At 66.8% G+C, this 16,918-nt stretch carries 14 protein-coding genes; 7 read left to right on the forward strand and 7 right to left on the reverse strand.

From position 1 onward, the window contains the following. Position 1: 1 nt before the first annotated feature. The gene (locus B9Y82_RS03895) at positions 2-637 is read left to right on the forward strand and encodes a LysE/ArgO family amino acid transporter (RefSeq protein ID WP_049422777.1); all 636 of its coding nucleotides are present in this window, start codon (positions 2-4) and stop codon (positions 635-637) included. Positions 638-800: 163 nt separating this feature from the next. Next, positions 801-2,789 (forward strand): alpha/beta hydrolase family protein, encoded by a 1,989-nt coding sequence (locus tag B9Y82_RS03900; RefSeq protein WP_100471615.1) that lies wholly within the window; start codon positions 801-803, stop codon positions 2,787-2,789. Positions 2,790-2,845: 56 nt separating this feature from the next. Here B9Y82_RS03900 and B9Y82_RS03905 read toward each other — a convergent pair whose 3' ends face one another. Then, complete coding sequence (locus B9Y82_RS03905) at positions 2,846-4,600, reverse strand: peptide MFS transporter (protein WP_100471616.1); 1,755 nt, start codon at positions 4,598-4,600, stop codon at positions 2,846-2,848. Between the two features lie 106 nt (positions 4,601-4,706). Continuing rightward, positions 4,707-5,855 carry a DUF1624 domain-containing protein gene (locus tag B9Y82_RS03910; protein ID WP_100471617.1) on the reverse strand — a complete coding sequence of 383 codons (1,149 nt, stop codon included), beginning with the start codon at positions 5,853-5,855 and terminating at the stop codon, positions 4,707-4,709. 198 nt (positions 5,856-6,053) lie between these two features. Between B9Y82_RS03910 and B9Y82_RS03915 the strand changes: the two genes are divergently transcribed. The 3 genes from B9Y82_RS03915 (at position 6,054) to B9Y82_RS03925 (ending at position 11,741) form a co-directional block, all read left to right on the forward strand. Beyond that, positions 6,054-8,018 carry an OPT family oligopeptide transporter gene (locus B9Y82_RS03915; RefSeq protein WP_100471618.1) on the forward strand — a complete coding sequence of 655 codons (1,965 nt, stop codon included), beginning with the start codon at positions 6,054-6,056 and terminating at the stop codon, positions 8,016-8,018. Between the two features lie 245 nt (positions 8,019-8,263). Beyond that, a complete protein-coding gene (locus tag B9Y82_RS03920; protein WP_100471619.1) occupies positions 8,264-10,342 on the forward strand; it encodes an alpha/beta hydrolase family protein in 2,079 nt (692 codons plus the stop codon). Between the two features lie 154 nt (positions 10,343-10,496). Beyond that, the gene (locus B9Y82_RS03925) at positions 10,497-11,741 is read left to right on the forward strand and encodes a DUF819 domain-containing protein (protein WP_100471620.1); all 1,245 of its coding nucleotides are present in this window, start codon (positions 10,497-10,499) and stop codon (positions 11,739-11,741) included. Between the two features lie 61 nt (positions 11,742-11,802). On the opposite strand, the gene B9Y82_RS03930 is transcribed toward B9Y82_RS03925, so the two are convergent. The 5 genes from B9Y82_RS03930 to B9Y82_RS03950 are packed head-to-tail and all read right to left on the reverse strand — an operon-like array spanning position 11,803 to position 14,824. After that, positions 11,803-12,282, reverse strand: a complete 480-nt coding sequence (locus tag B9Y82_RS03930) for a hypothetical protein (protein WP_032961355.1) — start codon at positions 12,280-12,282, stop codon at positions 11,803-11,805. Between the two features lie 46 nt (positions 12,283-12,328). Beyond that, positions 12,329-12,589 (reverse strand): cell division topological specificity factor MinE, encoded by a 261-nt coding sequence (gene minE / locus B9Y82_RS03935; RefSeq protein ID WP_005408532.1) that lies wholly within the window; start codon positions 12,587-12,589, stop codon positions 12,329-12,331. A gap of 2 nt (positions 12,590-12,591) precedes the next feature. After that, the gene (gene minD / locus B9Y82_RS03940; protein ID WP_005415682.1) at positions 12,592-13,401 is read right to left on the reverse strand and encodes a septum site-determining protein MinD; all 810 of its coding nucleotides are present in this window, start codon (positions 13,399-13,401) and stop codon (positions 12,592-12,594) included. Between the two features lie 35 nt (positions 13,402-13,436). Beyond that, the gene (gene minC, locus B9Y82_RS03945) at positions 13,437-14,282 is read right to left on the reverse strand and encodes a septum site-determining protein MinC (RefSeq protein WP_100471621.1); all 846 of its coding nucleotides are present in this window, start codon (positions 14,280-14,282) and stop codon (positions 13,437-13,439) included. Beyond that, positions 14,228-14,824 (reverse strand): GNAT family N-acetyltransferase, encoded by a 597-nt coding sequence (locus B9Y82_RS03950; protein WP_014036357.1) that lies wholly within the window; start codon positions 14,822-14,824, stop codon positions 14,228-14,230. Before B9Y82_RS03950 ends, minC begins: the two co-directional genes overlap by 55 nt. A gap of 150 nt (positions 14,825-14,974) precedes the next feature. Here B9Y82_RS03950 and B9Y82_RS03955 point away from each other — a divergent pair, with 150 nt between their 5' ends. Continuing rightward, positions 14,975-16,171, forward strand: a complete 1,197-nt coding sequence (locus B9Y82_RS03955; protein ID WP_100471622.1) for a sensor histidine kinase — start codon at positions 14,975-14,977, stop codon at positions 16,169-16,171. Beyond that, a complete protein-coding gene (locus B9Y82_RS03960; protein ID WP_100471623.1) occupies positions 16,171-16,812 on the forward strand; it encodes a response regulator in 642 nt (213 codons plus the stop codon). Before B9Y82_RS03955 ends, B9Y82_RS03960 begins: the two co-directional genes overlap by 1 nt. Positions 16,813-16,918: the final 106 nt, after the last annotated feature.

The raw sequence follows: 16,918 nt of genomic DNA on the forward strand, positions 1-16,918 counted from the left end.
CATGTTCTCGGTCATCTCCGCCAGCACCGGCCTCGGTGCCTGGTTCTCTGGTGCAGCCACCGGCATCGGCCTGTTCGCCGTGGTCGGGGCCCAGAGCGCCTTCATTCTGCGCCAGGGCATCCTGCGCAAGCACATCGTGCCGGTGGTCGCCACCTGCGCGGCCATCGATGCCATCTTCATCTTCGCCAGCGTGGCCGGCCTGCGCACGCTCACCTCGGCGCTGCCGTGGCTGACCTCCGCCGTGCTGTGGACCGGCGTCGCGTTCCTGGCCTGGTATGCGATGAAGTCGGCACGCCGTGCGATCGCCGGTGGCGGTGGCATGGGCGAGGCCGACAGCGATGACGGCAGCCGCCGCGCGGTGCTGATGGCCGCGGTCGGCTTTTCGCTGATCAATCCGCACTTCTGGCTGGACATGATGGTGATCGGTTCCATCGCCGAGAACTTCGGCAACGCCCGCATGGCCTTCGCCGCCGGCGTGGTCACCGCCAGCTGCCTGTGGCTGACCGCGCAGGGCCTGGGCGCACGCCTGCTGGCGCCGCTGTTCACCAAGCCCGGCACCTGGCGCGTGCTTGACGGCACCATCGCCGTGATTCTCAGCATCCTGGCCCTCATGTTGGCGGTGCGCGGGGTCCACTGACCCGGCGCACGCCCCCCGAACCCACGTCCTGACTCTCTCTCCAAGGTAGTGGCAACGACGGCACCGGCAACGGTGCCGTCGTCTTTTCCGGCTCTGGCGGGAAGCGCATGGTGCTGCCTAGAATCGGCGACCAGGACAAGGTGTCCACAGGAGCAGGGGAAGGATGAACAAGACGATTCTGGCGGCTGCACTGGCCGTCATCGGGGGCGTTGCCGCAGGCAGCGTGGGCGCGGTGGACCTGACGCAGTACCTGCGTCGCGAGACCTTCACCGATATCAAGATTTCGCCGGGGGGCGAGTACGTGGCGGCAACGGTGCCGATGGAGGATGCCACCGCGATCGCCGTGCTTCGGTTGAAGGACAAGCAGATGGTCGGCAGTTTCCGGCCCCCCAGCCGCAACCACGCGCAGGAATTCGACTGGGTCAGCAACGAGCGCCTGCTGATCGGCCTGGCCCAGAAGTGGGGCTCGCTCGACCAGCCCAATCCCACCGGCGAACTGTACGCCATCGATGCTAATGGCAATCGCGGCGAGTTGCTGGTGGGCTACCGCGTGGAGAGCAACGGTCCGGGAACCCGCATCCAGCCGAAGAAGGTCGAGGCGGTTGCCGCCTTCCTGGCCGACGACCTGCCGGGCGATGAGCGCAACGTGCTGGTCACTGTGTGGCCGCTGGCCGAGGATCCGTTCACTCGCGTCGATCGCATGGACGTGACCAGTGGTCGTCGCTCGCGGGTGGCATCCTCGCCGGTACGGCGCGGCGAGTTCACCACCGACGGCGCGGGCGAGGTCCGCTTCGTGCACGGCTCGGGCAGCGACAACATCAACAAGCTGTATTTCCGCGAGCGCTCCGGCGACACCTGGAAGCTGATCAACGACGAGGCGGTCAGCAAGCGCATCGAAACCGCCATCGGCTTCTCGGCTGACGACAGCCTTGCCTATCTCAACGTCGAGCAGACCCAGGGGCCGGATGCGATCGTCAGCTGGAACCCGAAGACCGGCGAGCGCGCCACGCTGCTGCGCGACGAGGTGGTCAATCCGTACCGCATCATCCACCGGCCCGGCACCCATGTGCCGGTCGGCGCGCTGTACCTGGGCGATAAGCCGCGCACCCGCTTCTTCGATGAAGGCTCGGCCGATGCGCGCCTTTACCGCAGTCTTGAAGCGGCCTTCGGCGGCGCGGTCTACATCACGTCCAGTACCCGCGATGGCCGTGTCGTGCTCGTGGAGACCTGGTCGGGCTCGAACCCGGGCGACTTCTACGTGTATGACACCGTCGCGCGCAAGGCCGACCACCTGATCAGCCGCAGCGACTGGATCGACATCGACCGCAGCGCCAAGGTGCGTCCGATCGCACTGAAGGCCCGCGACGGGCTGCCGCTGCATGGCTTCCTGACCCTGCCGGCCGGCAGCGACGGGCGCAACCTGCCGATGGTGGTGATGCCGCATGGCGGCCCGTTCGACATCTTCGATTCGGGCCAGTACGACCGCGAAACGCAGATGCTGGCCGCCGCCGGTTATGCCGTGCTGCAGGTCAACTTCCGCGGCTCGGGCAATTATGGCCGGGCCCACACCCAGGCTGGAGCGCAGCAATGGGGCGCGGCGATGCAGGACGACGTCACCGATGCCACCCGCTGGGCGATCAGCGAAGGCATCGCTGATGGCCGCCGCATCTGCATCTATGGCGCCAGCTACGGGGCCTACTCGGCGATGATGGGCGCCGCCCGCGAACCCGGGTTGTACCAGTGCGCGGCGGGCTATGTCGGGGTCTACGACCTGCCGATGATGTATACCCGCGGCGACATCCAGGACCGCGGTTCAGGCGTGACCTACCTGCGCGAATGGTTGGGTGATCCGGCCAAGCTGGGCGCGGTGTCGCCGGTGAACCTGGCCGAGCGGATCAAGGTGCCGGTGTTCCTCGCGGCCGGTGGCGAAGACAAGCGCGCGCCGATCCAGCACACCGAGCGCATGGAAGCGGCGCTCAAGCGTGCCGGTACGCCGGTGGAGAGCCTGTACTACAAGACCGAAGGCCACGGCTTCTACACCGAGGCCCATCGCAGCGAGTACTACGACAAGCTGCTGGCGTTCCTGGCACGCAGCCTGGGGGGCAAGACCGCAACGACCGCACCTGCGGCCGGCAAGGACAAGGCGCCCTGAACTGACAGGGCGGCGGATGATCCTTCCGCCGCCCTGGTTTTCCGCAGGCGCGGGGCTTACTTCACCCCGTGCATCATCTTCTTCAGCAGCGGCGCGGCGATGAAGGCGGTCAGCGCACAGCCCAGGCCGATCGACATCAGCAGCCAGAACAGGTGGGCATAGGCGCCGGCCGCAGCCACCATGTCCAGCGATTCGCCTTCCGGCACCTCGATCGCGGCCAGCTTGCCGAACAGCGCGGCCAGCGTTTCCGAGAATGCGGTGGCCAGGAACCAGGTGCCCATCATCAGGCTCATCACCCGCGGCACGGCCAGCTGGGTCACCGCCGACAGGCCGACCGGCGACAGGCACATCTCACCGCTGGCCAGCAGGAAGTAGGCCAGCACCAGCCACCACACGCTGGCCATCTCGCCGGTGGCGCCGACCTGCTGCGCCGCCAGCGCCAGCGGCACGAACGACAGCGCACCAATCACCAGTCCCCAGGCTGACTTCACCGGCTTGCCCGGTTCCCAGCCGCGGCGGTCCATCCACGTCCATAGCGCGGCAAAGGCCGGCGCCAGCAGCACCAGGAACAGGCCGCCGAGGTAGGTCAGCGAGCCTGCGGTCTGCGGAATCACCAGGCAGTCGCGCACCAGCAGCACCAGCATCAGTACGAGGATGGCGGCGAAGAACGTGCGCGGTGCCGACGAGCCCGGACGACGCTCGGACAACCGCGCGCTGACCACGAAGCCCAGCGGTGCCAGCAGCAGCGAGATGATCGACCACGGCAGTGGCGTGCCGCCGGTGATCACCAGCGAGGGCACGATGTCCTTGGTCAGCAGGCGGTCGGTGAAGGTCACCCACGAGCCGTAGGACTGCTCGTACATCGTGAAGAACACCAGCGCCATGAAGATCAGCACCATCAGCGCGATCATCTGCTGGCGCTGCACCGGCGTGCACTTGCTGCCGGTGAACCAGGCGAACCAGACCAGCACGCCGCCCAGCACCACCAGCATCAGCATCAGCGCCAGGCTGATTTCACCGCCCAGCGCGAACGCGCCGTTGCCGGCCGCCCACATCAGCCACGCCACTGGCAGTACGCCGAGCACCGCGCACAGATAGATGAGCCATTCGCGCGGCAGGCCCAGCACCTTCTGCTTCAACGCCGCCGGTTGCGGCGGTTCGGCATGGCCCTGCAGGTACTTCTGGCCCCACAGGAACATCGCCAGCCCGGCGAGCATGCCGACGCCGGCCGCGCCGAACCCGTACTTCCAGCCATAGGCCTCGCCGAGGAAGCCACACACCAGCGACGAGAACAACGCGCCGAGGTTGATGCCGGCGTAGAACAGCGAGAAGCCCGAGTCGCGGCGCGGATCGTCCTTGGCGTACAGCTTGCCGACGATGGTGGAGATGTTCGGCTTCAGGAAGCCTACGCCCATGATGATCAGCGCCAGCGACAGGTAGGTCACCGCCAGCGCCGAGGTGTCGCGCACCACTTCGCCGTTCACCCGGTACGCCGCGTGGCCTTCGAAGGCCATGCCCAGGTGGCCGAGCACCAGCAGGGTGCCGCCGAACAGCACCGCCCGGCGCATGCCCAGCCAGCGGTCGGCCAGCATGCCGCCGAACACCGGGATGCAGTACACCAGGCCGCCGTAGGCACCGAGCAGGTCAAGGCCGGCCTTGTCGCCGAACAGGTGGTACTTGGTGAGATACAGCAGCAACAGCGCCTTCATGCCGTAGAAGGAGAAGCGCTCCCACATCTCGGTGAAGAAGCAGACGTAGACGCCCTTGGGATGGCCCAGGAAGTCGTCGGAAGCAGGAGCGGCAACGGTCATCGACGGCGGGGACAGCGGAAAGGGCGCGATTATAGGCCCCTGGGCCGGGGTGGGCAGCCCACGGTAGATCTACGCCATGCGTGGATGGACGATCCCGCCCAAGCGCTCACAGGTACCGCAACCACGCCAGATCACGCCGTCGTGCCTTGAACCGCGCGAACGCCCGCGTCGGCGGATACAGCACCACTGCAAGTGCGCACGCCACCAGCAGCAGGCCGCTGACCGAATCCAGCGCATACAGCCCGCCGTGGGTCGGCCCCCAGATCGCCAGTGCGCCCAGGTACAGCCCCTTCAGCACATACAGATGCAGCAGGTAGAAGAACATCGGTGCTGCACCAATGTCGGCCAACGGCCGCAGCGCACGCGCCACTGGCGGCCACTCGTACAGGCGCAGCAGCAACAGTCCCACGCCCAGGGTCAACAGCAGGAACTGCAATGACGGCGGGTACTTGGTGACGTTGAAAATGCTCAACCACGTGCGCAGCGGAGTGGCCTGGTACGACCAGGGAGCATCCCCGTACTGGTTTGCGAACCGCAGCAGCGCGAACAGGACCAGCGCACCGATGCCTGCGCACAGCAGCCAGTGCCGACGCTGCTCGGGCGCGCGATCACGGGCGAACCAGGGGCCCATCAGATAGCCCAGTGCGATCACCCCGATCCATGGCAGCACCGGATAGGAGGTGCGCAGGCGCAGGCCGCCGGCCTCGATCCAGTCGCGCTGGTGCAGCACCTTCCACAGCACCGCCAGCAGGCTGTTGCCTTCCACGTGCAGGCCATCGAACAGGTTGTGCCCGGCCACCAGCAGCACCGCCAGCACCAGCAAGGCCGGGCGCGGCAGCCACAGCAGGGCGGCCAGCGCGATCATGCTGAGGCCGATGGCCCAGATCACCTGCAGATAGATCGTGTCCGGCGGCAACTGGAAGGTCCAGGCGAAGTTCACCAGGGTCAGTTCCAGCACCACCAGGAACAGGCCGCGCTTGAGCAGGAAGGCGGCGGTGGCCCGGCGCGGGTCCGCCTGGCGCTGGCCGTACAGCCAGGCCGACAGACCGGTGAGCAGCACGAACACCGGCGCACACAGGTGGGCCAGCAGGCGGCAGGCGAACAGGGCGGGGGACACACTGGCCGCGTCCATCGGATCGCCCACCTGGTGCTGCAGGAAGAAGGTCTCGCGCACGTGGTCGAGCAGCATCAGCAGCATCACGGTGCCGCGCAGCTGGTCGATGGAGGCCAGGCGAAGTGAGGGGGAAGGGGGCATGCGATGCGGTGGGAACAGGTAATATTAAGATATAACATATCGTTTGCGACGGGCCCAGCCGCAGTTTGCCGGGTCGGTCGGTTGCCGGTTCACGTACGCGCCCATTGCGCTGCAGCACACGCCCCATCCTTTGGCACGCTGGACTTGATCTGCCCTGAACGCTAGCGTGGCAGGGATTTTTTGCCAGCAGGGGCTTCCATGAACCATGACGCTGCGCCCAAGCAGCTCACCTTCCGCGCAGTGGCCCTGGCCATCGTGCTGGCGGTGGTGCTGTCGGCGGCCAACGCCTATCTCGGTCTGTTCGCAGGCCTGACCATCGCCACCGCCATTCCCGCCGCGGTGATTTCCATGGGCGTGCTGCGCCTGCTGGGCGGTGGCTCCATCCTCGAAAACAACATCGTGCAGACCGGCGCCTCGGCCGGTTCGTCGATCGCCGCCGGTGTGATCTTCACCATCCCCGCGCTGGTGATCATGGGCTACTGGCCGGACTTCAAGTACTGGTGGGTGCTGGGCATCGCCGGCCTCGGTGGCCTGCTGGGCGTGCTGTTCTCGGTGCCGCTGCGCCGTTCGATGATCGTCGAAGACCCGCTGCCGTTCCCGGAAGGCAAGGCTGCGGCCGAAGTGCTCAAGGCCGGCGAGAACCCGGGCCCGGGCCTGAAGATCCTTGCCATCTCGGCCGTGATCGGCGCCTTCGTGAAGCTGGCCGCGGAAAGCGGCATGCGCCTGATTCCCGACGCCTGGGCCACCTCGGCCTATGTCGGCAGCTCCAAGGTCACCGCCTTCATCGGCACCAACCTGTCGCCGGCACTGCTGGGCGTGGGCTACATCGTCGGCCTCAACGTTGGCATCGTGGTGGTGTCCGGCTCGATCCTGACCTGGCACATCGCCATCCCGATCTACCAGGCCTTCTTCATGAACACCGATCCGGCGCTGGCCGCGTCGGTTGCCACGGCTTCCTCCACCGAGGCGGCGTTCGCCATCTGGGGCGCGAAGATGCGCTACCTGGGTGTCGGCGCGATGCTGATCGGTGGCATCTGGACCCTGATCTCGCTGCGCAAGTCGCTGCTCAACGGCGTCAAGAGTGGCTTCGCCGCTGCGCGCAAGAGCGGTGGCCCGGTGCTGGCGCACACTGAGCGCGACCTGCCGATGAAGTGGATGCTGGTCGCCCTGGTGGTCTTCGTGCTGCCGCTGCTGGCCCTGTACCAGGCCATCGTGGGCCAGTGGCACGTGTCGATCCCGATGACCCTCATCATGATCGTCGCCGGCTTCCTGTTCGTCTCGGTCTCGGCCTACCTGGCCGGCCTGATCGGTTCGTCCAACAACCCGGTCTCGGGCATCACCATCTCCACCATCCTGTTCGCCTCGGCCGTGCTGGTCGTGCTGCTGGGCAAGGATGGCCTGCAGCCGGTCGGCGCCTTCGGCGCGCCGCTGGGTGCGGTGGCTGCGATCATGATCGGCGCGGTGGTGTGCTGTGCTGCAGCGGTCGGCGGTGACAACCTGCAGGACCTCAAGGCCGGCTACATCGTCGGTGCCACTCCGTGGAAGCAGCAGCTGATGCTGGGCATCGGTGCGTTCTCGTGCGCGCTGATCATGGCGCCGGTGCTGAACCTGCTGGCCACCGCCTACGGCATCGGCGTGAAGTCCGAGCTGCACCCCAACGCGCTGGCCGCACCGCAGGCCAACCTGATGGCCTCGGTGGCCAAGGGCCTGTTTGGTGGTGAACTGCCCTGGACCTTCATCGGCATCGGTGCCGTGGTCGGTGCCGCCATCATTGCTTTCGACAGCTGGTTGAAGTCGCGCAACGCGCGCTTCCGCGTGCCGGTGCTGGCCGCCGCCATCGGCATCTACCTGCCGCTGGAACTGATGGTGCCGATCTTCCTCGGCGGCCTGATCGCCTATCTGGTCGAGCGCTTCCACAAGGTGCGCGCCGATGACGAAGAAGGCCGCGACCGCGTGCACAAGCCGGGCGTGCTGTTCGCTGCCGGCCTGATCACCGGCGAGGCACTGATGGGTATCGCCATCGCGATTCCGATCGTGGTCAGCAGCCGCGCCGACGTGCTGGCCGTGCCGTTCCATCTGCCGGGCGCACAGTGGATCGGCCTGGCCGTGCTGTTCGTGGTCGGCTGGCTGATCTACCGCACCGGCAAGCGCGCCGTGGCGTAAGGGCCACGGGGTCGGATCCCTTCCCACCGGGAAGGGCGCTGACCCCACGTTGGCAGCGTCTGGGGTCAGAGCCGATTCCGGTGGAATCGGATCCGACCCCGGCGTCCCCCCACAAACCCCGCTTCGGCGGGGTTTGCTCGTTGTGGCGGCGCAGCCAACCGCCGCCGGCAGCCATGACCGATGGCCTTGGCAGCCCCGGCCGCCCGGGCCTACCATCGGTTTTTTGCCGTCCTGCGGAGACCCCGATGAAACTGCGTCATGCCCTGCTGCCACTGAGCCTGCTGGCCGCCCTGCCCAGCGTCGCCGCTGCCCGTGGCCTGGAAGTCCGCGACATGGTGGCCATGGACCGCGTCTCCGCGCCGGTACTGACCGCTGACGGCGGCACCGTGGTGTTCGCCAAGCGCAGCGTGGATGCCAACCTGAAGGCCTCCACCGCGCTGTTCGCGCGCAACCTGCGCACCCGCGATGCGGCGCCGCCGAAGCAGATCACCCCGGCCGGCTGGAGCGTCAATTCCGCTTCGCTGTCGGCCGATGGCCAGACCGTGTACTTCCTCAGCGCCAAGAACGGCAGCCAGCAGCTGTACGCGCAGCCGATCAACGGCGGCACCCCGCGCCAGCTGACCGACTTCCCGGTCGACGTGGACAGCTACCACGTGTCGCCGCAGGACGACCGCGTGCTGTTCAGTGCCGGCGTGTTCCAGGCCTGTGCCTCGGACCTGGCATGCACCGAAAAGAAGCTGAAGGAAAAGAAGGACGCCAAGGCCAGCGGCCAGGTGTGGGATTCGCTGTTCGTGCGCCACTGGGATACCTGGAACGACGGCCGCCGCAACACCCTGTTCGTCGCACCGCTGCCGACGGCCAAGGCCGGCGCGGTCAAGGGCGCTTCGGCGCTGAGCGCGACCATCGATGGGGATGCGCCGTCCAAGCCGTTCGGTGGCAATGATGATTTCGCGTGGTCGCCGGATGGCGCCAGCGTGGTGGCCAGCATCCGCGTGGCCGGCAAGCAGGAGCCGTGGTCGACCAACTTCGACCTGTACCGCTTCGACGCCGCCGGCAAGCAGGCGCCGGTCAACCTGACCGCCGCCAACCCGGCCTGGGATGCCGGCCCGGTGTTCAGCGCCGACGGCAAGACCCTGTTCTATCGCGCGATGAAGCGCCCGGGCTTCGAGGCCGACCGCTTCGGCCTGATGGCGATGGACGTGGCCAGCGGCAAGACCCGCGAGATCGCCCCGCAGTGGGATCGTTCGGCCGGCGGCATCACCCTGTCTGCCGATGGCGCCAGCATCTACACCACCGCCGATGACCTCGGCGAGCACCCGCTGTTCCAGATCGACGTGGCCAGCGGCAAGGCCACCAAGCTGATCGGCGACGGCAGCGTGACCTCGGTCGACGTGGCCGGCAACAGCGTGGCGATCACCCGCAACAGCCTGAAGAGCAACGACCAGGTGCTGGTCGGCCTGCTGCCGGCCGCGGGCGAAGCCATCGGTGAACTGCGCGCGCTGACCCCGGCCGCCGGTGAGGTGCTCAAGGACGTGAGCTTCGGCGACTACGAACAGTTCGAGTTCAAGGGCTGGAACAACGACACCGTGCATGGCTACGTGGTCAAGCCGCACAACTACCAGGAAGGCAAGTCGTACCCGGTCGCGTTCCTGATCCACGGTGGCCCGCAGGGCAGCTTCGGCAACGGCTGGAGCTACCGCTGGAACCCGCAGACCTATGCGGGCCAGGGCTACGCCGTGGTGATGATCGACTTCCACGGTTCCACCGGCTATGGCCAGGCCTTCACCGATGCGATCAGCCAGCACTGGGGCGACCGCCCGCTGGAAGACCTGCAGAAGGGCTGGGACGCGGCGCTGAAGAAGTATTCCTTCCTCAACGGTGACAAGGCCTGTGCGCTGGGTGCCAGCTACGGCGGCTTCATGGTCAACTGGATCGCCGGCAACTGGAACAGCCCGTTCAAGTGCCTGGTCAACCATGACGGCGTGTTCGACCAGCGCATGATGGGTTATGCCACCGAAGAACTGTGGTTCACCGAGTGGGAACAGGGCGGTACGCCGTACCAGAAGGCGGCGAACTACGAGAAGTTCAATCCGGTCAACCACGTGGCGGACTGGAAGAAGCCGATCCTGGTCATCCATGGCCAGCAGGACTTCCGCATTCCGGTCGAGCAGGGCCTGGCCGCGTTCACCGCCGCCCAGCGCCAGGGCATCGAATCGAAATTCCTGTACTTCCCGGACGAGAACCACTGGGTGCTGAAGCCGAACAACAGCATCCTGTGGCATGACACCGTCAATGCCTGGCTGAAGCAGCACATCGGCAACTGATGACTGCAGCGCCGCCCTCCGGGGCGGCGCTTTTGTTTCACCATCTGCTTTACCGGTGGGTGCAGATGTTCCCGCCGGTGGGCGCCGACCGTTGGTCGGCACACCTCCAGCCAACAGCAGCCGAGCATGGCTCGGCTCTACCCAGAGCGCCTGCATGCCCTCGACCGCCCTGATCCAGAACGACATCGTCGTCTTCGGTTTGATCGCCGCCACCCTCGGCGCCGTGTTCTGGACCGCCTCGCGCGAGCAGGGGCTGTGGAAACGCGTCTACACCTTCGTGCCGGCGCTGCTGCTGTGCTACCTGATTCCCGGCATCTACAACACCGTCGGCCTGATCGACGGCCAGAACACCCGGCTCTACAACCCGATCGCGCGCGACATCCTGTTGCCGGCGGCGCTGATCCTGCTGACCCTGGCGGTGGACATCAAGGGCATCCTGCGGCTCGGCCCGAAGCTGGTGCTGATGTACCTGGGCGCCTCGGCCAGCATCATGCTCGGTGCGGTGGTGGCGTTCCTGCTGATGCGCGCGATCCATCCCGACACCGTGGCCGGTGATACCTGGGCCGGCATGGCCGCGCTGGCGGGCAGCTGGATCGGCGGCGGCGCCAACATGCTGGCGATGCGCGAAGTGTTCGACGTCAACGCGACCACCTTTGGCCAGTTCGCGGTGGTCGATGTCGGTGTCGGTTACGTGTGGATGGCCGCGCTGATCTTCCTGGCCGGGCGCGCAGCGAAGATCGACGCGCGCAGCGGTGCCGATACCTCGGCCATCGATGAACTGAAGGAACGCATCGCGCGCTTCCAGGCCGAACATGAGCGCATTCCCAGCCTCACCGACCTGATGCTGATCGTTGCCGTGGCCTTCGGTGGCGTCGGCCTGTCGCACGCGATCGGCGCGCCGCTGGCGGCCTGGTTCAAGGCCAACGTCAGCTGGGCCCCGCAGTTCAGCCTGGATGCGCCGTTCGTGTGGGTGGTGGTGCTGTCGACCACATTGGGCCTGAGCCTGAGCTTCACCCGTGCCCGCAATCTGGAAGGCGCAGGCGCGTCGCGGCTGGGTTCGCTGCTGCTGTACTTCCTGATCGCCTGCATCGGCATGCAGATGGATCTGCTGGCGCTGCTGGACCGGCCGTGGTTGTTCCTGCTCGGCCTGATCTGGATCGCCGTGCACATCGTGCTGCTGTGGTGCCTGGGCAAGCTGCTGAAGGTACCGTTCTTCTATTTCGCCATCGGTTCGCAGTCGAACATCGGTGGACCGGCCTCGGCACCGGTGGTGGCCGCGGCGTTCCATCCGGCGCTGGCGCCGGTCGGCGTGCTGCTGGGGACGATGGGCTACGCCACCGGCACCTACCTGGCCTACATCGTCGGCATCACCCTGCGCGCGTTGGCAGGGCAGGGGTGATGGGTATTGGGGTCAGATCCCTTTTGCGCAGCAAAAGGGATCTGACCCGGTTCACGGTGGATCACGCCACCGGCAGGCCGCGTTCGATCAGCCAGGCCTTCGCGTCTTCGGCGTCCTGCTCGAACCACGCCTGTGTAGACCCCAGCCGATACGTATACCCCCAGGCATCCATGTCGGCCATCAGCCGCTGGCTGCCGACGCCGGGCAGCTGCCCGGCCAGCACGATCTGCAGGTAGCAGGTCGCGTCTTCCTCGGCTACCGAGTCGGTGGCATCGGTATGCACCTGCGCACGCCGCTCCGGCGGCAGCACGATCAGGTGGCAGGCTTCGTGCAGCATCGAGTGCACGGGGGTGTCATCGCGCACGTACACGTTGCTGGCGATGATGCCGGCCTCGGGTTCGCCCCAGTAGCTGCCGGGAATCGGTTCACCGGCCGCCACGTGGTGCAGCCGAAGGCCATGCGCGGCGAGCAGGCACTGCGCATCGGCGAAGGCGATGTCGCCCACGCAGGTGATGTCCACGGCGGTTGTCGTATCGGTCATGCAGGTCAGGCAGTCCCGCCCATGCAGGCACGGGCGGGGCAGGGCATCAGGGTTTGTCCGGGCCTTCAGGCAGCGCCACGGAGATGTCCAGCACGTCGTGCTGGCCATCCTTCACCAGGTCGACCTTCACTGCATCGACGTCGATGTTCACGTACTTCTTGATCACTTCCAGCAGCTCGCGCTGCAGCAGCGGCAGGTAGTCCGGGCCACCGCGGTGGCTGCGTTCCTGCGCAATGATGATCTGCAGGCGGTTCTTGGCGGTTTCGGCGGTGGTCTTCTTCGCTTTGAGGAAATCAAACAGGCCCATGCTTACCCTCCGAACAGCTTGCTGAAGAAGCCCTTCTTCTCGACGTTGGTGAAGCGCATCGGGCGTTCTTCGCCGAGGATGCGCGCGACGGCGTCTTCGTAGGCCTGGCCGGCAGCGGATTCGACATCCAGGATGACCGGTTCGCCCTTGTTGGAGGCGTTGAGCACGTCACCCGATTCCGGAATCACGCCGATCGCCTTCAGGCCGAGGACTTCCTCGACGTCGGCGATGCTCAGCATTTCGCCGCTTTCCACGCGCAGCGGGGTGTAGCGGGTCAGCAGCAGGAAGGCCGGCACGTCCTGGCCGGACTCGGCCTTGTGGGTCTTCGAGTCGAGCAGGCCGATGATGCGGTCGGAGTCGCGCACCGACGACACTTCCGGGTTCACCACCACCACCGCGCGGTCGGCGAAGTACATCGCCAGGAAGGCGCCCTTCTCGATGCCGGCCGGTGAGTCGCAGATGATGTAGTCGAAGCCGTCGGCGGCCAGGTCCTTCAGGACCTTGCCCACGCCTTCCTGGGTCAGTGCGTCCTTGTCGCGGGTCTGCGAGGCGGCCAGCACGTACAGGTTGTCGAAGCGCTTGTCCTTGATCAGGGCCTGCTTGAGGGTGGCTTCGCCGTGCACGACGTTGACGAAGTCGTACACCACGCGGCGTTCGCAGCCCATGATCAGGTCGAGGTTGCGCAGGCCGACGTCGAAGTCGATCACCGCCACCTTCTTGCCGCGCCGTGCCAGGCCGCAGGCCAGGCTCGCACTGGAAGTGGTCTTGCCGACGCCGCCCTTGCCGGAGGTGACTACGATGATTTCAGCCAAAGGACTTCTCCTGATGATTCTGTTTGGGTGCTGCGTCAGTCCAGCGCAGCGATCTTGATCTGGTCCTGTTCCAGCCACACCTGGACGGCCTTGCCGCGCAGGTTGTCCGGGACATCGTCCAGTACCTTGTAATGGCCTGCAATGGCGACCAGTTCCGCATGGAAATCACGGCAGAAAATACGCGCCGCGGTGTTGCCCTGGGCCCCTGCCAGCGCGCGGCCGCGCAGGGTGCCGTAGATATGGATGCTGCCATCGGCGATGACCTCAGCGCCGGCGCCGACGGTGGCCATCACGGTCAGGTCGCAGTTTTCCGCGTACAGCTGCTGGCCCGAACGCACGTTGCCCAGCTGCATGCGGCCCGGCTGCGGTGCAGCAGCGTCGGCCACCTTGGCCACCGGCGTTGCCGGGGCCGGCTTCGGTTCGGCACGGGCCGCGCGGCGCGGTTCCGGCGCGGGCGGCGGCGGGGCCGGTTCGGCCTCGGCACGCTCGTACTGCGCGCGGAACTTGGCCAGCAGCGGCAGGCCGAGCTGCTGCGAGAGCAGGTCGACCGCGCTGGTGCCATAGGCCAGTGCCACCGGCAGCACGCCGGCGCTGCGCAGGCCATCAACCAGCGCCTGCGCGGTGGCCACGTCCGGCACCTGGCTCAGGCCGCCGAAGTCGAGGATCACCGCGGCGCGGCCGAACAGCTTCGGTGCGCGGGTCACGCGCTCGCGCATTTCCTGCACAAGGCGCTCGACATCAAGGGTGCGGATGCGCAGGTTGGCGATGCCCACCTGGCCGATCTTCAGTTCACCGGCCTGTTCGTAATCGAAATTCACCGCCACGCTCAGGTCCCCGTCGGCCGCTGTGCCTGCGCCGGCAGCTGCCGGGCGCGTGTCCATGCCACATCCGGCAGCTTGTCGCCGTAGGTCTCCTGGACCCATGGGTAGCTGCACAGTTCCTTGGCCAGCATGCTGGCACGCACATCGACCTGCGGCATGGTGTTCTGGCCCAGCTCGCGGAAGCCGAAGCTGCCGTGGAAGAGCAGGGCGGCATCGGCGCCATGGTCGAGGAAGACTTCGCAGGTCATCTGCGGGTAGCGCAGCTCGGCGAAGCTCTGCGCGTCGGCATAGAACGCACGGCCGACGCCACCGCCACGGCGGCGGCTGGCGACCACGATGCGGTCGATGTAGAAGAACGGGGTGTCCAGCTGCTGCTTGAACCAGGCGAAATTGCTGCTGTCGTGCTGGCTGTCGCTGCCGAAGCCGATCAGGAAGCCGGCCAGGTTGCCGTCGCGCTCGGCGACGCGGAAATACTCAGCGGTTTCATAGAACAGGCGCAGGCGGGCCGCATCCAGGGGAAGGATGGCCAGGCCAGCGTTGTTGTTCAAAGCCAGGACGGAATCGAGCTCGTGCTCGCGCACGTCGCGGATGACAATCGACATTGTGACTCCGTGGGGTAACGCGGTTGGTCCATCGAGGGACCCTGCGCACGATTATTGCATGCCCGGGGTGGGCTGCGGCATGAACAGGCGACCGGGCGGGCATGACTTCCGTGGGGTGCGGTGCGCAGGCGTGCCCCGTAGAGTGCTGGCATGTTGGGAGTCCTCAGCCATACCCGTGTCCTCCGCCTGGCCGGCCTGTTCACCTGGGTCATGGTCGGCCTGCCCCTGGCTTACTCGCAGTTCGAGAACCTGCACAGCCGCAATGACATGGGCGGCTGGGCGATCCTGCTGTTCGTCGCCTACCTGTCCTTCGGTACCGCCTATTACTGGCTGACCCGCATCCTGCGCAGCGACAGCCATACCAGCTGGCTGGACCGCGGCCTGCTGCTGTTGCTGACGGTCTCCGCGCTGGGGGTCAGCTTCCTCAGCGGATCGGGCCTGGGCAGCATCCTGATGATGGTGGCCGCCGGGGTCATTCCGTGGATGCTGTCGGTACGGCTGGGGGTGCTGTGGCTGCTGGTCAGCCAGCTGGCGGTGGCGCCGGTCTATTACATGCTGCTGCGCTTCCCGCTGTTTGAGGCAGTGATGCAGTCGCTGTTGTACGGCGGCTTTTCCATGTTCATCTTCGTGACCAGCCTGGTCGCGCGGCAGCAGACCGAGGCCCGCGACGAGCAGCGCCGGCTCAATTCGGAACTGCGGGCCACCCGCGCGCTGCTGGCCGAGAGCGCGCGGGTCAACGAGCGCACCCGCATTTCGCGTGAGCTGCATGACCTGCTGGGCCACCAGCTGACTGCGCTGACCCTGAACCTGGAGGTCGCCGGCCACCTGGCCGAGGGCCAGGCGCTGGATCACGTGAAGCGCTCGCACGCGCTGGCCAAGCTGCTGCTGGGCAACGTGCGCGAAGTGGTCAGCCAGCTGCGCGAGACCGGCGCCATCGATCTGGCCGCCGCGTTGCGCCCGCTGACCGAGAACGTGCCCTCGCTGGACATCCAGCTGGAGATCGAGGATCCACTGAACGTGGAGGACCCGCAGCGGGCCCATGTGCTGCTGCGCTGTACCCAGGAGATCATCACCAACGCGGTGCGCCACGCCGGCGCCCGCCACCTGTGGATCAAGGTGTACCGTGAAGCCCCCGACCGGGTGGTGGTGGAGGCCCGCGACGACGGCGTCGGCGCGGATATGGTCAATGTAGGCAATGGCTTGCGCGGCATGCGCGAGCGCCTGCAACAATGTGGTGGCCAGCTGCAGATCGAAACCCGTCCCGGCGAAGGCTTCCGGCTGCGGGCGACGGTGCCGGCAACGGTGCTGGTGGCCGCCCTTACCAAGGTTCCTGAAGGAGTGCGTTGATGATTCGCGTCTGCCTGGTCGACGACCAAACCCTGGTGCGGCAGGGAATCCGCTCCCTGCTGGCGCTCGACGACGGCATCGAGGTGGTGGCCGAGGCCGGCGACGGCCGGCAGGCGGTCGAGCTGATACCGCAGGTGCGCCCCGACGTGGTGCTGATGGACATGCGCATGCCGGTGATGTCCGGCCTGGAGGCGCTGCAGCTGCTGTCGCGGCAGGAACAGCTGCCGCCGACCATCATCCTGACCACGTTCGACGACGACCAGCTGGTGCTGGCCGGGCTCAAGGCCGGTGCCAAGGGCTACCTGCTCAAGGATGTCACCCTGGCGCAGCTGGTCGGTGCCATCCGCACCGTGGCCGATGGGGGATCGCTGGTGCAGCCGGCGGTGACCCAGCGCCTGCTGTCCGGCCTGGAGCACATGCGCAACGAGTTCGTCAGCCTGGACCGGCCGGACCCGCTGACCGACCGCGAGACCGAGATCCTGCGGCTGATGGCCAGCGGCTTCTCCAACAAGGAGATCGCCAATTCGCTGGGCGTGGCCGAGGGCACCATCAAGAACCACGTGTCCAACATCCTCTCCAAGCTGGGCGTGCGCGACCGTACGCGCGCCGTCCTGAAGGCGTTCGAACTCCAGCTGGTCTGAGGAAAATCCTTCAGGTACAACGACTTGGATGGTTGCCGAGGGTTCCCGCCAAGGTTGCCCCCTACTTGCCGGGCAGCGGTATGCGTTACCCTTCGAATTCTTTGTC

The sequence above is a fragment of the Stenotrophomonas maltophilia genome (genome assembly GCF_002799155.1).
Taxonomy (GTDB): domain Bacteria; phylum Pseudomonadota; class Gammaproteobacteria; order Xanthomonadales; family Xanthomonadaceae; genus Stenotrophomonas; species Stenotrophomonas maltophilia_R.

Bases quoted from the DNA above. Each gene is read 5' to 3' on its own strand.
- B9Y82_RS03930 (WP_032961355.1), bottom strand. From the start codon at position 12,282: ATGACCGATACGACAACCGCCGTGGACATCACCTGCGTGGGCGACATC.
- B9Y82_RS03900 (WP_100471615.1), top strand. From the start codon at position 801: ATGAACAAGACGATTCTGGCGGCTGCACTGGCCGTCATCGGGGGCGTT.
- B9Y82_RS03905 (WP_100471616.1), bottom strand. From the start codon at position 4,600: ATGACCGTTGCCGCTCCTGCTTCCGACGACTTCCTGGGCCATCCCAAG.
- B9Y82_RS03960 (WP_100471623.1), top strand. From the start codon at position 16,171: ATGATTCGCGTCTGCCTGGTCGACGACCAAACCCTGGTGCGGCAGGGA.
- B9Y82_RS03925 (WP_100471620.1), top strand. From the start codon at position 10,497: ATGCCCTCGACCGCCCTGATCCAGAACGACATCGTCGTCTTCGGTTTG.
- B9Y82_RS03915 (WP_100471618.1), top strand. From the start codon at position 6,054: ATGAACCATGACGCTGCGCCCAAGCAGCTCACCTTCCGCGCAGTGGCC.
- minE (WP_005408532.1), bottom strand. From the start codon at position 12,589: ATGGGCCTGTTTGATTTCCTCAAAGCGAAGAAGACCACCGCCGAAACC.
- B9Y82_RS03920 (WP_100471619.1), top strand. From the start codon at position 8,264: ATGAAACTGCGTCATGCCCTGCTGCCACTGAGCCTGCTGGCCGCCCTG.
- minC (WP_100471621.1), bottom strand. From the start codon at position 14,282: ATGGACACGCGCCCGGCAGCTGCCGGCGCAGGCACAGCGGCCGACGGG.
- B9Y82_RS03955 (WP_100471622.1), top strand. From the start codon at position 14,975: ATGTTGGGAGTCCTCAGCCATACCCGTGTCCTCCGCCTGGCCGGCCTG.
- B9Y82_RS03895 (WP_049422777.1), top strand. From the start codon at position 2: ATGTTCTCGGTCATCTCCGCCAGCACCGGCCTCGGTGCCTGGTTCTCT.
- B9Y82_RS03910 (WP_100471617.1), bottom strand. From the start codon at position 5,855: ATGCCCCCTTCCCCCTCACTTCGCCTGGCCTCCATCGACCAGCTGCGC.
- B9Y82_RS03950 (WP_014036357.1), bottom strand. From the start codon at position 14,824: ATGTCGATTGTCATCCGCGACGTGCGCGAGCACGAGCTCGATTCCGTC.